Source organism: Microbacterium sp. JAI119 (genome assembly GCF_013410135.1).
Lineage (GTDB): Bacteria > Actinomycetota > Actinomycetes > Actinomycetales > Microbacteriaceae > Microbacterium > Microbacterium oxydans.
Genome location: NZ_JACCCK010000001.1, coordinates 600,238 through 613,968, shown reverse-complemented (window position 1 = coordinate 613,968; position 13,731 = coordinate 600,238). Strand labels below are relative to the sequence as shown.

Below are 13,731 nucleotides of genomic sequence, written 5' to 3'. Positions count from 1 at the left end.
TCAGCCCGCCACTGCGGCGAGGAAGCCTGCCACGTGCTCCTGCAGCCGGAGGATGCGCAGGTCGCGGGCGAACTCCCGGTCGAACCCCTGATAGGCCAGCGGCGGCAGGATCCGCACGTTGCGGTTGCAGCCGAACTCGGCACAGGTGAGCACGCCGACGGTGTCGCCCTTGCGCCCGGCGGGTCCCGCCTTCCGGGCCACGTACAGCTGCACATCATTGCGGAGCGTCACGTCTTCGCACCAGGAGCACTGTGCCCTGGCGATCACACGCTGCTCAGCGCGCTGCAGGAAGACGCCGACGGGTGCGTCGTCGATCCAGGTGACGACGTAGGCACGGCGGGGCATCTTCGGGTCGGCCCAGCCGAGGAAGTCGAGAAGGTCGAAGTCGATCTCGGCGAAACCGGGCGGCAGGGTCAGGTCGGACACCTCTTTGCGGGAGGCGTTGAGGAAGGAGGCGCGGATTGCGCGCTCGTCGATGGGACGCATGAGGGTGAGTGCTTTCAGAGAGGTCGCCGCGAAGGCGAATCGACAGGAGGAAGGCCCGGCAGTGACCACCGGGTACGACACGGCACCGGGGACGGGGATTCCGCCTCCGGTGGGTCCTCAGCCTCTGTCTGCGGCGCGGAAGGCGCCTGCAGCTCCGCTCTGCGCCGCGAGGGCGCTCATCGACGACAGCACCCGGCGAGCTTACACCCGTTTGTTTCCGTCCGTGTCGGCTCCTCTGGGCGTCGCAGGACGACCGACCTAGTCTTTCCGGAACGACGAACGAGAAGGAGTCCCCCGTGTCCACGCCGCTGAACCGCCTTTCGCCCCTCCCGGTGCGCGAGCGTGCAGCGTGCATGTGCAGTCACGGCGGCCGGTGCTCGTCCTTCGCCCCCGGCCACGCCCTGCACCTCATCCAGGCGCGGATCGCCTCGGCGACGCCGTCCGAATGGATCGATGCGCTCGTCGAGCAGGCCGACGCCGTCTCCGGCGACCTCGTCGTGCGCACGCTCGACGGCGAAACGCACACGCTGTGGAACGGGGCAGGTGCGGCACTCGAAGCTGCCGCGGGAACCCCGGTCGCGTTGCACCAGCGCTATGGAGTGCTGGCCGTCGGCGGCACGCAGTTCAACGTCGCGACCGTCTGATCACTCGCACCCACCTGCGACGGCGTCACCGCCGGACCGGCTCGTCTCAGGCGCTCGCCATCAGCATGTCCTTCATGGCGGAGCAGGCGTCCATGCACGCCTCGCACGCCTGAGCACACATCCGGCACACCTCGCTGTCGTCCGCGTGCCGAGCGCAGGCATCCATGCACGCCTTGCACATCGCGATGCAGGCGTTCAGCATCGCCATCATCGAGGCAGGGGTCATCCCCTGCATCCGCATCATCGACCGCATCATGGTGTTGCACATGTCGGCGCAGTTCATGCAGGCCGGTGCGCAGTCCATCAGCTGCGTCGAGCACACCGTGCAGGCCTGCTCGCAGGCGGCGCACGCATCCATGCACGCCTGCATGACCGCCATGTCCATCATCTGCATGTCGGGCATCGACTCCATGTTCTTCGACATGGCGCCCATCATCATCGAGTCCATCGCACACCGCTTCCTGGTCGAGTCCGCGGGCAGGACCACCCGCCTGGCGCCAGGCTAGTCCTTCGACGCCCGTGCGTCGATGGCGTCGGAACATTGTCATGTGCGCGGCGGATTGTCAATCCCGTGGCCGCTTCCCTCGGGACATGAGAGCCTCGGAGTCAATCGATCCGACGAGGAGAGGAGCACCGCATGAGTGCTGCAGACGACATCAAGAACGCCGCCGAGAAGGCCGCCGGAAAGGTCAAGGAAGGCGTCGGAAAGCTCACCGACAACGAGAAGCTCGAAGCGGAGGGCAAGGCCGACCAGGTCAAGGCTTCCGCGAAGCAGGCCGGGGAGAACGTGAAGGACGCCGCCCAGAAGACGGGCGAGAACGTCCGGGACGCGTTCGAGAAGTAACAGGCCCCGGACACCGAAGAGGTGAGGTCCGCCGATGGGCGGGCCTCACCTCGATGGGGTCAGACCTACTGCGTTGTCAGACCTTGCGGCTGCCGCTGATCGCTCGGATCAACCAGGCGATCACCGCGATCGCGAGGAGGACGAGTCCGACCCACAGGAGGAACTGGAGCGACTGCACCAGTCCTCCGGTGATCGCGAGGATCACGGCGACGACGATGACGATGATCAGGAGGATGTTCATCGGTCTTTCCCTTCTTTCGGCAGGCGCGGACGCCAGACTGTGGTGCCTTCACGCTATCCGCGGAGGGACTTCTGTCAGAGGGGGTTGACTTCGGCCCCCCGAGTGCGCGAAGGAGAAGATTTCATGCCAGGACGACGCAACAACTCGCTGAAGGATCCGGAGCTGTATGAGGAGCTCAGGGACGACGGCGCTTCGAAGGAGAAGGCGGCGCGCATCTCGAACGCCGCGGCGAAGGAAGGTCGCAGCGCGGTCGGCCGACGCGGCGGGGAGCACGGCGACTACGAGGACTGGACGGTCAAGGAGCTGCGCGCGCGGGCGAAGGAGCTCGGTCTGACCGGTTACAGCGGCAAGCGGAAGTCCGAGCTGATCTCCGCGCTCAGGAATCACTGAGGACGGGGATGCCCCGCTTCGGCATCGAGGAGGAGTTCCTCTTCCTCGATGAGCACGCGCTGGCGCCCGTGAGTCTCGCCGCCGGCACACGCGAGCGCATCACCCGCCTCAGCACGGGAGGCGAGGTCACGCAGGAGTACCTGACCTCGCAGATCGAGTGCCTCACCGAACCGGTATCGACGGCTGAGGCCGCCACGGAGCAACTGTCGCACCTGCGCGGACTCATCGGGTGGCACGCCGGCGACCAGCACGCCATCGCCGCCGGCACCGGCACACCGTTCGCCACGACGCGCTCCTCAGCGGTGTCGCCCTCACCGCACTACGACAAGGTCGCCGCGCACCTCGGACACCTCACGCGCGACCACGAGGTCAACGGTCTCCATGTGCACGTCGAGGTCACCGACGACGAGGAGAGGGTGCGTGCGCTCGACCGCGTGCGCGGGTGGCTCCCCGTGCTGCTGGCCCTCACCGGCAACAGCCCGTTCGTGCACGGCCGCGACTCCGGCTTCGCCAGCTGGCGCAGCATCCTGATCCGTCGGCTGCCCTCGTCGTGGACGCCCCCGCACTTCCGCGACTACGACGCCTACCGCGCGGATGTGCAGCGACTCATCGACGTGGGTGCCATCGCCGATGCGGCCTCGCTGTCGTGGTCGGCGCGGTTGTCGGAGCGGTATCCGACGGTCGAGCTCAGGGTCTTCGACGCGCAGCTCTCCGCCCAGGACGCGGTGTTCGCAGCGCTCCTCTCCCGCGCGATCGTGCTCACCGACGATCTGCCGCACGCGGACATCGGCGTGGACGGCATCGACGCCTCGATGTGGACGGCCGCGCGGCACGGCATGGCCGCCCGTCTGCTCGATCCGGCGACCGGGAAGGCGGAGGACGCGTGGCTGCTTGCCGACCAGCTGCTGGCAGCGATCGCTCCCGCGCTCCGCGAGCTCGACGACGAGGACAGGGTCCGCGACGGGATCGCCCGGCTGCGTGCGTCCGGCACGGGCGCTGATCGCCAACGCCGGGCCGCCGCGGATGGCGGGCCGTCGAAGCTCGCCGAGCTCCTGCGCGCAGGGACGCCGTCGCCGCTCCCGGCGGATCCCCCTGGACTCACGGTCTCCACGCCCACACCATGAGGCGCCCGGCCCCGACGTCGGCCACCGGGAGTAGTGTCGGCCTGTGGCCACCTTCGCCCCGCTCCAAAGACTCGTCATCTCGATCGCGGTGCTCGCGTCGTTCGTGACCTTCCTCGACGGCACGGTCGTGAACGTCGCACTCCCGGCGATCAGTCGCGAGCTCGGCGGCGGCATCACCACCCAGCAGTGGGTCGTCGACGCCTACCTGATCACGTTGAGCGCCCTGATCCTGCTGGCCGGATCGGTGTCCGACGCCTATGGCCGGGTGCTCGTCATGCGCATCGGACTCATCGCCTTCGGGATCGCCTCGATCGCCGTGGCGGCGGCTGTCGATCCGCTCATGCTGATCGTCGCCCGCGCCGCGCAGGGCGCCGCCGGTGCCCTGCTCGTACCGAGCTCGCTCGCCCTCATCACGGCCACCATGCGGGCCGACGTGCAATCGCGCGCCATCGGCGTCTGGACGGCCTTCACCACGGGGGCGCAGCTGGTCGGTCCGCTGCTCGGGGGACTGTTCGTCGACTACCTCTCGTGGCGCTTCGTGTTCCTCATCAACGTCATCCCGATCGGGATCACCCTGCTGCTCCTCGCCCGGTTGCATCTGCCGGAGCACCCCCGCGGCGTCAAGGTCGACTGGTGGAGCGGGGCCCTGTGCGCGATCGGGCTCGGGGCCGTCGTCTTCGCACTCATCGAGCAGCCCAACATGGGGTGGCAGTCGCCCGCGATCTGGATCCCCGCGATCGCCGGCGCCGCATTGTTCGGACTGTTCCTGTGGCGGCAGCAGCACTCCGCCTCGCCGCTCATGCCGCTCTGGCTGTTCCGGGTGCGCGACTTCGGGTGGGGCAACCTCGCGACGCTCTTCGTCTACGCAGCACTGTCGCTCAACGGCTTCGTGGTCGGGGTCTACCTGCAGCAGGGCGCAGGACTCAGCGCCACCGCCGCGGGCCTGGCGAGTCTGCCGATGACGATCCTGATGATCCTGATCAGCTCGCGTGCCGGTCAGTGGGCCGGCAGGTGGGGACCCCGCATCTTCATGACGGTCGGCCCGTTGCTGATGGCCGTCGGCGCTCTGATGCTGCTCCTCGTGTCCGCAGACTTCGACTACTGGTGGCAGGTTCTGCCGGCGATGATCGTGATGGGTCTCGGCCTCTCGCTCACGGTCGCACCGCTCACGGCCGCGATCCTCGGTGCCATCGACGAGAACCATTCGGGCATCGCCTCGGCCGTCAACAACGCGGTATCTCGTGTGGCCGGGCTGCTCGTCGTCGCGATGCTGTCGACCATCGTCGGCGGCACTCTCGACCTCGACGGGTTCCACAGCGCCGCCTGGGTCACGGCCACCCTGCTCGTGATCGGCGGCGTGGTGTCGTGGATCGGCATCCGCCGCAATCCGAGCGAGGCGCTCCCCGCCGACACCGCATCGACGGGACCGCTCCCGCATTGACCGTGTCCCCGGCCGCGCGCAGACTGGACGCATCGCTCAGCATCCGGAGGTCACCGTGAGCACAGCACAGCCCCTTCCCCCTGTCGTCGACGCCGAGACCTGGCGCCGTGAGCTCGACGAGTTGCGCGTGCGCGAGAAGGCCGCGACCAGGGAGCTCGACGCGATCGCCGCGCAACGACGACGCCTGCCCATGGTCGAGCTGCCCGACTACACCTTGGTCGGCGCCGAGGGTCCGGTACGCCTGGCCGATATCTTCGACGGACGATCCCAGCTGATCGTCTACAACCACATGTGGTCGGACGGCAGCGAATGGCAGTGTCCCGGCTGCACCGGCTTCACCTCGCAGTTCACGCGGCTCGACGTGCTCGAGCGCTACTACGACGCGCGCTTCGTGATCGTGACGAACGGTCCGATCGAGGAAGCCCTGGCCTACCGCGAACGCGTGGGCAACCGCATGCAGTGGTACTCGAGCGCCGACAGCACGTTCGGGGCCGATGTGGACGCCCCGCCGAACGCGGGGTTCGGCGTAAACGTGTTCCTGCGCGACGGCGACACCGTGTACCGCACCTGGCACACCGACGGCCGCGGCACGGAGCGGCTGAGCTACCTGCAGGGTCTTGTCGATCTGCTCCCCTACGGTCGACAGGAGCAATGGCAGGACGTTCCGGAGGGATGGCCCCAGCATCCGACCTATGCGCAGGGCATGGGGTCGAAGGAGATCGCGGAGCTGTACGGAGCGGCACGCTGAATCGGCTGCTCCGGAGTGCCTGGCCAGCGGCCGGCGTCGCCCTCCTCCTCGCTCTCGGCTGGTGCGCGGCGCCCGCGGACCCGCCGTCCTCCGTCGCCCTTCCTCCCTCCGGCGCCACGCCGGACTATCAGCTCGGCGGGGCCTACGATCCGTCCTCCGGCGTCGGCGTGGTCGGGCGCGACCGCACCGCGGAGCCCGCGGCCGGTGTGTACTCGGTCTGCTACGTCAACGGATTCCAGACACAACCGGGAGAACTCGACACCTGGCCCGATGATCTGCTGCTGCAGCGCGACGGACATGTCGTCTTCGACCCGGACTGGCCCGACGAGGCGCTGCTCGACACGTCGACCGCGCAGCGCCGGGAGCAGATCGCCGACACCGTGATCCCCTGGATCGAGCACTGCGCGGATGACGGGTTCGATGCCGTCGAGTTCGACAACCTCGACTCGTACTCGCGGTCGAAGGGAGCCCTCTCGCTCGATGACAACCTCGCGCTGGCCGCACTCCTCGTCGAGGCGGCGCACGATGTGGGGCTGGCAGCGGGACAGAAGAACGCCGCCGAGGATGCCCCCGCGCTGCAGGAGCACGCCGGCTTCGACTTCGCGGTGACCGAGGAGTGCGCGGCGTACGAGGAGTGCGCGGCGTACACCGATGTCTACGGCGAGCGCGTGATCGACATCGAGTACACCGATGAGCTTCCGCGGCCCTTCGCCGAGATGTGCACGGACGACGCCTCGCCGGCATCGATGGTGCTGCGGGACCGCGACCTCGTCACCCCCGACGACGACGGCTACGCATTCGAGTCCTGCCGGTAGCCGGCTCCGTGCATCCGCGCGGGCTTCCATGCCTGCCCCGCTTGCCCGGTCGATGCGCGCTCGTCAAGTCCCTGGCCCGATCTCATCCGAGCCCGCAGGATACGAGGGTCCGCATCGATCAGGAGCACGACACATGACCTCTTCCGCCACGGCGACCGCACCGTCACCCGCACCGGCATCCGCACCGAGACTCCCCTTCCCCGACCGCGGCCCGGTGAGCCGCGCCGTCATCTCGCATCTCACCGGAGTCGATCGTCACGCCGACCACGCCGCTCTCGCCGAAGAAGCCGCAGCGGCCTGCGCTGACGTCTCCCGTGACGACGACATCCAGCTCGCCCTCTTCGTGCTCTACGCATCCGCCTACGGATCACTGTCGGCACTCGATCCCGAGCTCGAGTGGGACCCGGCGCTCCTCGCGACCCGCCGCACGCTCGAGTCGGCGTTCGAGCGGGAACTGCGCGCGAGAGTCCCGATGCCGGAGCTGCCGGAGCCGACCGTGGACGCCGTCGGGCGGGCGCTCTTCGCACTCGCCGAAGCGGACACCGGCCCGAGCCTCTCTCGTTACTTCGTGAAGAAGGCCACGAAGTCCCAGGCGCGGGAGATGCTCATCCAGCGCTCGGCGTACACGCTCCGCGAGGCGGACCCGCACTCCTGGGCGATTCCCCGACTCGACGGACGGGCCAAGGCGGCTCTGGTCGAGATCCAGTCCGACGAGTACGGCGGCGGCCGACCGCACCGCGTGCACGCCGCCCTCTTCGCGCGCGCCATGCGCGCAGCCGGCCTGGATGACACCTATGGCGCGTACGTCGACGATCTCCCCGCCGTCACCCTCGCGTCGCTCAACATGATGTCGATGTTCGGACTCAACCGTCGGCTCGTCGGATCGATCGTCGGTCATCTGGCCGCCTACGAGATGACCTCGTCCATCCCCTGCCGCCTGTATGCCGACGGTCTGCGCCGCCTGGACTTCCCCACCGACGTCACGGCGTACTTCGACGAGCACGTCGAGGCCGACGCCGTGCATGAGCAGATCGCCGCCCGAGACCTCGCAGGCAGCCTCGCCGAGGACCACCCGGAGCTGCTGCCAGACATCATGTTCGGTGCAGCCGCCTGCTTGACGGTGGACGGATGGGGAGGCGCACACATCCTGGAGGCCTGGTCGGCGGATTCCTCGTCGCTGCGCACGAGGGCGTCATCATGAGCGCGGACCACGAACCGGCGACGATCACTCCGTACCCGGACGGTCCGCTGCTCGTCCGCGGTGCCGTCGAGCTGCACGCCGCCGACGGCACGCCGATCCCCTCCCACCGCCGCACCGTCGCGCTGTGCCGCTGCGGGCTGTCGGCCCTCAAGCCCTTCTGCGACGGCACACACAAGCCCGCAGGCTTCCGCACCGAGGACTGAAGGGGCCGCGCACTCAGGGCGTCAGCAGAGGATCGACGCCCACCGCGAGGAACAGTGCGGCGAGGTAGACGATCGACGCGCGGAAGACGAGCATCGGGCGCAGCTCGCCACCCCGCCGAGCCCGTGACCGCATCAGCGACGCGGACACCACGAACCCCGCGCCCGCCCCCAGAGCCACCGTCCAGTACAGCAGGCTCACCTCCGCGACGCAGGGCAGGATGAGCGAGCACACGACCGTCACCACCGCGAAGCCGATCACCCTGATGGCGACGAACGACGGCGGGCGCGTGGCACCGAGCATGGGGACGCCGGCCCGGCGGTAGTCGTCTCGGTAACGGATCGAGAGCGGCCAGTAGTGCGCAGGCGTCCAGAAGAACACCACCAGGAACAGGATCACCGCCGGCCATTCGAGAGCGCCGCGCACCGCGGTCCAGCCGACGAGCACGGGCATGCACCCAGCGACCCCGCCCCAGACGATGTTCTGCTCGGTGCGACGCTTCAGCAGCAGGGTGTAGAAGACCACGTACAGCACGAGGCCGGCGGTGGACAACGCGGCGGGCAGGGGGCCGACGAAGGTGAGCATCCACCCCACGGAGGAGATTCCGAGCACGGTCGCGAAGATCAGACCGGCGCGCGCGGACACGACGCCCGTGACCAGGGGGCGCCGGGCCGCGCGCTCCATGACCGCATCGCTCTCGCGCTCGAAGTACATGTTGAACGCCCCGGCGGAACCGGCACTCAGTGCCCCGCCCACGAGCACCGCCCCCAGGAGAGCGATGTCGGGCCGTCCGTCGGCGGCGAACACCATGACGGGGATCGTGGTGACGAGGAGGAGTTCCAGGATGCGGGGTTTGGTCAGTTCGAGGTAGGCGCGAACGGTCCGCAGCACGTGTCGTCAGCCTTCCGGCCAGTAGTGACTGTCGGGCAGCGCGCGGGCACCGAAGATCGCCTGTCCGACGCGCACGCACGTGGCGCCCTCCTCGACGGCGATCTCGTAGTCCCCGGACATCCCCATCGACAGCTCGCCCGCCCCGATGAGGTCGGGCGCGTCTTCTCTGGCCTGGTCCCGCAGCGTGCGCAGCAGCGAGAAGCACTCGCGCACCCTGGCGTCGTCCGGGGTGAGGATGGCGAGGGTCATCAGTCCCCGCACGCGGAGCGTCCCATAGGAGGGCAGTGCCTCCAGGAACGCGGGAAGCTCCTCCGGTGGCATCCCGAACTTGGAATCCTCGGCCGAGGTGTTCACCTGCACGAAGACGTCGAGGCTGCGGCCGGCGGCCTGCAGACGTCGGTCGAGCGCCTCGGCCACCCGCAACCGATCGAGAGCCTGGAACTCGGTGGCGAACGCGGCCACATCTCTGGCCTTGTTGGTCTGCAGGTGCCCGATGATCGACCACGACACATCGAGGTCGGCGGTCTCCCCGTTCTTGCGCACCGCCTCCTGCACCTTGTTCTCGCCCAGCAGCCGCATGCCCGAGCGGATCGCGACGCGGACGCGCTCGGTCGGGACCGTCTTGCTCACCGGGAGCAGGGTCACCTCACGCGGATCGCGCCCCGCCCGCCGCGCTGCCTCGGCGATGCGCGATTCGACGCTCGCGAGGTTATGCCGGAAGTCGTCGACGGTGACCGCCGTGGGGTAGCGCTCGTCGGCGCCGATCGGTGCATCCAACTTTGACATAGGTCAAACACTAACATAGTCTTAGGCCGTTTCGTCGGCGATGTCCGCCGCTCACCACTGCTCACCGAAGGAGCCCCCATGTCTGCGCCCCGCGTGCTTCCCGATCACTCCTCCGCCCCGTTGCTGCTGACCGATGTGCCGGGACCGCGCAGTCGAGCCCTCCACGAGCGACGCAGGCAGACCGTCGCCCGGGGAGTCGGCAGCGTGCTGCCGGTGTACATCGCGCACGCGGACGGCCCCTGGGTCACCGACGTGGACGGCAATCGCCTCCTCGACCTCGGCAGCGGCATCGGCGTCACCACGATCGGACACGGGAATCCGGCCGCCGTCGCGGCCGCCGCCGCGCAGCTCGAGCAGGTGACGCACACGCTCTTCACCGTCACGCCCTACGAGGGGTACGTCAGGCTGGCCGAGCGCCTCTCCGAGAAGACCCCCGGCGATCACGAGAAGCGCTCGGTGTTCGTGAACTCGGGCGCGGAGGCCGTCGAGAACGCGGTCAAGATCGCTCGCAGGCACACCGGCAGGCGCGCGGTCGCCGCCCTCGACCATGCCTTCCACGGACGCACCAACCTCACTCTCGCCATGAACCACAAGGCCGCATACGGCACCGGATTCGGCCCCTTCTCGTCCGACATCCACCGCGTACCCAACTCCTACCCGTACCGGGACGGCCTCTCCGGGGAGCAGGCGACGGAGCGCACGATCGCCCACCTCGAGCAGCGCATCGGCACCTCCGACCTGGCCGCCGTCATCGCAGAGCCGATCCAGGGCGAGGGCGGGTTCGTGGTCCCCGCCGACGGCTATCTGCCCGCACTGCAGGACTGGTGCACGCGCAACGGTGTGGTGTTCATCGCGGACGAGATCCAGACCGGGCTCGGACGCACGGGGACGTGGTTCGCGAGCGAGCACTTCGACGTCGTCCCCGACCTCGTCCTCACGGCCAAGGGCATCGCGGCAGGACTCCCGCTCGCTGGCGTCACCGGACGCGCCGACATCATGGACGCCCCCGACCCCGGCGGCCTCGGCGGAACCTTCGGCGGCAACCCCGTCTCCATCGCCGCGGCCCTGGCCGTGTTCGATGAGCTCGAGCACGGCCCCTTCTTCGCGGAAGCCCTGCGCATCGGAGGCAGCCTCCGGCAGCACCTCACCACGCTCGCCTCGCGCCACCCCTTGATCGGAGATGTGCGCGGGATCGGCGCCATGTACGCCTTCGAACTCACCGATCCCGCCACCTCGCACCCCGCCGCGGGAGCCGCCTTCGCGATCGCGGCCTACGCGGCCCAGCACGGCATCCTGCTGCTGACGGCCGGCAGCGACGCGAACGTCATCCGATTCCTGCCGACTCTCACGACCACCGACGATCAGATCGAGGTCGCGGTGGACGTGATCGACCGAGCACTGGCGACACTCGCCTGACGACTCAGCCGGGTGCACCCGTCGCGTCGATGACGAGTGCGCCCTCCCGCCAGCGCACACGGTGGAGGTCGGGCACGACCAGGTCGGGGTCGCCTCCCGACGACGCCGCTCCGACCCCGACGACGAACCCGGCACCCGCCGCGCGCGCCGAGCGGATCCCCGGCACGGAGTCCTCGAACACGATGCAGTCGTCAGCGCGGCGCGCCAGCAGGTAGGCGCCGAGAAGATAGGGGTCGGGTTCCGGCTTCCCCCGGGGAACGTCTTCCGCCGCGACCAACGCCGGTGGAAGCGCGATACCGGAGCTGCGCAGCCGCGCCAGAGCCACGGCGCGGTTGCTGCTCGTCACCACCGCCCAGCGGTCGCGCGGAAGCGCACCCACCAGCCGCGACGCTCCTCCGACCTCCCGGGTGTGCGCGGCCGCCTCGACCTCCAGCGCGACCAGTTCCGCCGTGGCCTCTTCCGCGACCTCCCGCCCCACCAGGCCGGCCACGACCTCGCTCGGCCGCATGCCGTGCGGCGCATCGCGCAGGAAGTCGAAGGAGGGAGCATGCCGGCGGGCCCAGGCATCCCAGGCGGGCGCTGCGGCCAGGACCGAGTCCACGAGGACGCCATCGCAGTCGAACAGCAGTCCGGCCGGTCCGAACTCCCAGGAATCCCCGCTGCGCACGTGTGATAATTTTGGCATAGGTCAAAGCTAGCACCGGCACGGGGGACCGCGCCGCGGAGGGGACACCAATGCCTAAGAGAATCGCCATCAACGGACTGGACCGAATCGGCCGCAATCAGCTCCGACTTCTGCTCGCGCGTCGATCGGAGCTCGACCTCGTCGCCGTGAACGACCCGCGGGGGCCACGCGCCATCGCGGATCTCCTGCGCAGCGACGGCAGCAGCGGGCCGTCGACGCGCGGCGTGCGGTACGACGACGACCACCTCTTCCTCAACGGACACGCGGTCCGCATGCTCTCCGAGCGCGATCCGCTGCGGCTGCCCTGGCGTGAGCTCGGAGTCGACATCGTCATCGAGGCGACGGCGTCCGTTGCGGGGGCCGACGACGCACGCACGCACCTGACGGCCGGCGCGAAGAAGGTGATCACGACGGTTCCGACTCCGGACGACGACGGCACCATCATGCTCGGCGTCAACGAGCACACGTACGACCCGGCCCGACACCACGTCATCTCCAGCGCGTCCTGCACGACCAACTGCCTGGCCCCGGTCGCCAAGGTCTTCCACGAGGCGTTCGGCATCGACTCCGGACTGATGACGACCATCCGTGCCGAGTCATCCGACCTCCAGGTGCCGGACGCCCCCCACGCGGACCCGCGGTCCGCGATGGGGAAGGAGGCGAAGGGCGGAAAGATCACGCCGCGCAGTGGAGGAGCCGCGTCCGCGATCGGTCGCGTCCTGCCCGATCTCGGCGACGGCCGACTCGACAGCTACACCCTGCAGGTGCCGGCCATCAGCGGTTCGATCACGCATCTCACGGTCACGGCGTCCCGACCGGTCACCGCCGATGAGGTCAGGACCGCCTACGAGACGGCCGCGGAGGGCCCGCTCAAGGGGATCCTGCGCTGCGCCGACGATGAGATCGCGGTCGCCGGCACCGTGATCGATCCGCATTCCTCGATCCTCGACGCCGGTCTGATCCGCGTGATCGGCTCGCAGGTGAAGATCTCCGCCTGGTACGACGACGAGTGGGGATACTCGCACCGTCTCACCGAGCTGACCGAGTACGTCGCAGAAGGGCTGTCCGCATGACGATTCCCGAGACGCGCGAGCGCACGGCGCTCGCGTTCCGCCACGTGCACTTCGAAGACCTCGGCATCCTCGGGCCACTCCTGCGCGAACGCGGCTTTCGCGTGGAGTACGTCGACCTCGGCACCGAGGCCATCGACATCGAACGCGTGGACGATGCCGATCTGATGATCGTGCTGGGCGGCCCGATCGGCGTGCACGACGCCGATGGGTATCCGCTCCTGCACGCCTCGAAGGAGGCCGTCGCCCATCGGCTCCGCTCCGGCAGGCCGCTGCTGGGCATATGCCTCGGAGCACAGCTGATCGCCGAGGCGCTGGGGGCGCAGGTGCACGCGACCGGTCAGGTCGAGATCGGCTACGCACCGCTCGATCTGACCGAGGACGGCCTCGATTCACCGCTGCGCGCACTCGACGGCATGCCCGTGCTGCACTGGCACGGAGACGCGTTCACGATCCCGGCCGGATCTCGCCGGCTGGCGTCCACCCCCGGGTTCCCGAACCAGGCGTTCAGCACGGGCACCGTGCTCGCCCTGCAGTTCCACCTCGAGGCCGACCACCGCGCGATCGGGAGCTGGCTGATCGGCCACGCGCACGAGCTGCATCACAACGGCATCGACCCGCGCATCATCCGCGAGGACGCCAGGGCCTACGGACCGGAACTCGAGAGGGCAGCCCGTTCCGCCATCGCGACATGGTTGGATTCCGTCGAACTGCCCGCTCCCACCGCCTGACCGCGACGACGAAGGGG

Annotated in this window: 18 protein-coding genes; 13 read left to right on the top strand and 5 right to left on the bottom strand. The window is 69.2% G+C overall.

The window, feature by feature from the left end; translation table 11 throughout:
• Nucleotides 1–486: an FBP domain-containing protein gene (locus HDC31_RS02915; RefSeq protein ID WP_179515803.1), complete on the bottom strand. Its 486-nt coding sequence runs from the start codon at nucleotides 484–486 to the stop codon at nucleotides 1–3.
• 296 nt (nucleotides 487–782) lie between these two features.
• On the opposite strand from HDC31_RS02915, the gene HDC31_RS02910 reads away from it, so the two are divergent.
• From HDC31_RS02910 to HDC31_RS02900, 3 genes are all read left to right on the top strand, one after another.
• On the top strand, nucleotides 783–1,130 hold the full coding sequence (locus HDC31_RS02910; protein ID WP_046747716.1) for a hypothetical protein: 348 nt from the start codon (nucleotides 783–785) through the stop codon (nucleotides 1,128–1,130).
• Nucleotides 1,131–1,294: 164 nt separating this feature from the next.
• The gene (locus tag HDC31_RS02905; protein WP_174799750.1) at nucleotides 1,295–1,636 is read left to right on the top strand and encodes a hypothetical protein; all 342 of its coding nucleotides are present in this window, start codon (nucleotides 1,295–1,297) and stop codon (nucleotides 1,634–1,636) included.
• A gap of 131 nt (nucleotides 1,637–1,767) precedes the next feature.
• Nucleotides 1,768–1,974 carry a CsbD family protein gene (locus HDC31_RS02900; protein ID WP_046747714.1) on the top strand — a complete coding sequence of 69 codons (207 nt, stop codon included), beginning with the start codon at nucleotides 1,768–1,770 and terminating at the stop codon, nucleotides 1,972–1,974.
• 76 nt (nucleotides 1,975–2,050) lie between these two features.
• Here the strand turns inward: HDC31_RS02900 and HDC31_RS02895 are convergent, their stop codons facing one another.
• Nucleotides 2,051–2,215 (bottom strand): hypothetical protein, encoded by a 165-nt coding sequence (locus tag HDC31_RS02895; RefSeq protein ID WP_017201713.1) that lies wholly within the window; start codon nucleotides 2,213–2,215, stop codon nucleotides 2,051–2,053.
• Nucleotides 2,216–2,338: 123 nt separating this feature from the next.
• Between HDC31_RS02895 and HDC31_RS02890 the strand changes: the two genes are divergently transcribed.
• The 7 genes from HDC31_RS02890 (at nucleotide 2,339) to HDC31_RS02860 (ending at nucleotide 8,137) form a co-directional block, all read left to right on the top strand.
• The gene (locus HDC31_RS02890; RefSeq protein ID WP_046747713.1) at nucleotides 2,339–2,605 is read left to right on the top strand and encodes a Rho termination factor N-terminal domain-containing protein; all 267 of its coding nucleotides are present in this window, start codon (nucleotides 2,339–2,341) and stop codon (nucleotides 2,603–2,605) included.
• Between the two features lie 8 nt (nucleotides 2,606–2,613).
• On the top strand, nucleotides 2,614–3,729 hold the full coding sequence (locus tag HDC31_RS02885; RefSeq protein WP_179515802.1) for a YbdK family carboxylate-amine ligase: 1,116 nt from the start codon (nucleotides 2,614–2,616) through the stop codon (nucleotides 3,727–3,729).
• 43 nt (nucleotides 3,730–3,772) lie between these two features.
• Nucleotides 3,773–5,170 (top strand): MFS transporter, encoded by a 1,398-nt coding sequence (locus tag HDC31_RS02880; RefSeq protein WP_179515801.1) that lies wholly within the window; start codon nucleotides 3,773–3,775, stop codon nucleotides 5,168–5,170.
• 55 nt (nucleotides 5,171–5,225) lie between these two features.
• Nucleotides 5,226–5,918 (top strand): DUF899 family protein, encoded by a 693-nt coding sequence (locus HDC31_RS02875; RefSeq protein WP_061015427.1) that lies wholly within the window; start codon nucleotides 5,226–5,228, stop codon nucleotides 5,916–5,918.
• On the top strand, nucleotides 5,843–6,733 hold the full coding sequence (locus HDC31_RS02870; RefSeq protein ID WP_179515800.1) for an endo alpha-1,4 polygalactosaminidase: 891 nt from the start codon (nucleotides 5,843–5,845) through the stop codon (nucleotides 6,731–6,733). Before HDC31_RS02875 ends, HDC31_RS02870 begins: the two co-directional genes overlap by 76 nt.
• A 133-nt stretch (nucleotides 6,734–6,866) precedes the next feature.
• Complete coding sequence (locus tag HDC31_RS02865; protein WP_113680862.1) at nucleotides 6,867–7,934, top strand: iron-containing redox enzyme family protein; 1,068 nt, start codon at nucleotides 6,867–6,869, stop codon at nucleotides 7,932–7,934.
• Nucleotides 7,931–8,137 (top strand): CDGSH iron-sulfur domain-containing protein, encoded by a 207-nt coding sequence (locus HDC31_RS02860; RefSeq protein WP_061015425.1) that lies wholly within the window; start codon nucleotides 7,931–7,933, stop codon nucleotides 8,135–8,137. The genes HDC31_RS02865 and HDC31_RS02860 overlap by 4 nt, the downstream gene beginning before the upstream one ends.
• A 13-nt stretch (nucleotides 8,138–8,150) precedes the next feature.
• Here HDC31_RS02860 and HDC31_RS02855 read toward each other — a convergent pair whose 3' ends face one another.
• Nucleotides 8,151–9,026 (bottom strand): heme o synthase, encoded by an 876-nt coding sequence (locus tag HDC31_RS02855; protein WP_113680860.1) that lies wholly within the window; start codon nucleotides 9,024–9,026, stop codon nucleotides 8,151–8,153.
• Between the two features lie 6 nt (nucleotides 9,027–9,032).
• Nucleotides 9,033–9,812 carry a YggS family pyridoxal phosphate-dependent enzyme gene (locus tag HDC31_RS02850; protein ID WP_058630683.1) on the bottom strand — a complete coding sequence of 260 codons (780 nt, stop codon included), beginning with the start codon at nucleotides 9,810–9,812 and terminating at the stop codon, nucleotides 9,033–9,035.
• Between the two features lie 78 nt (nucleotides 9,813–9,890).
• Here HDC31_RS02850 and gabT point away from each other — a divergent pair, with 78 nt between their 5' ends.
• Complete coding sequence (gene gabT, locus HDC31_RS02845; protein ID WP_179515799.1) at nucleotides 9,891–11,228, top strand: 4-aminobutyrate--2-oxoglutarate transaminase; 1,338 nt, start codon at nucleotides 9,891–9,893, stop codon at nucleotides 11,226–11,228.
• A gap of 4 nt (nucleotides 11,229–11,232) precedes the next feature.
• Here the strand turns inward: gabT and HDC31_RS02840 are convergent, their stop codons facing one another.
• On the bottom strand, nucleotides 11,233–11,913 hold the full coding sequence (locus HDC31_RS02840; protein WP_179515798.1) for an HAD-IA family hydrolase: 681 nt from the start codon (nucleotides 11,911–11,913) through the stop codon (nucleotides 11,233–11,235).
• Between the two features lie 50 nt (nucleotides 11,914–11,963).
• On the opposite strand from HDC31_RS02840, the gene HDC31_RS02835 reads away from it, so the two are divergent.
• Both HDC31_RS02835 and HDC31_RS02830 read left to right on the top strand, forming a co-directional pair.
• The gene (locus tag HDC31_RS02835) at nucleotides 11,964–12,986 is read left to right on the top strand and encodes a type I glyceraldehyde-3-phosphate dehydrogenase (RefSeq protein WP_113681056.1); all 1,023 of its coding nucleotides are present in this window, start codon (nucleotides 11,964–11,966) and stop codon (nucleotides 12,984–12,986) included.
• Nucleotides 12,983–13,714, top strand: a complete 732-nt coding sequence (locus tag HDC31_RS02830; RefSeq protein WP_113681057.1) for a glutamine amidotransferase — start codon at nucleotides 12,983–12,985, stop codon at nucleotides 13,712–13,714. Before HDC31_RS02835 ends, HDC31_RS02830 begins: the two co-directional genes overlap by 4 nt.
• Nucleotides 13,715–13,731: the final 17 nt, after the last annotated feature.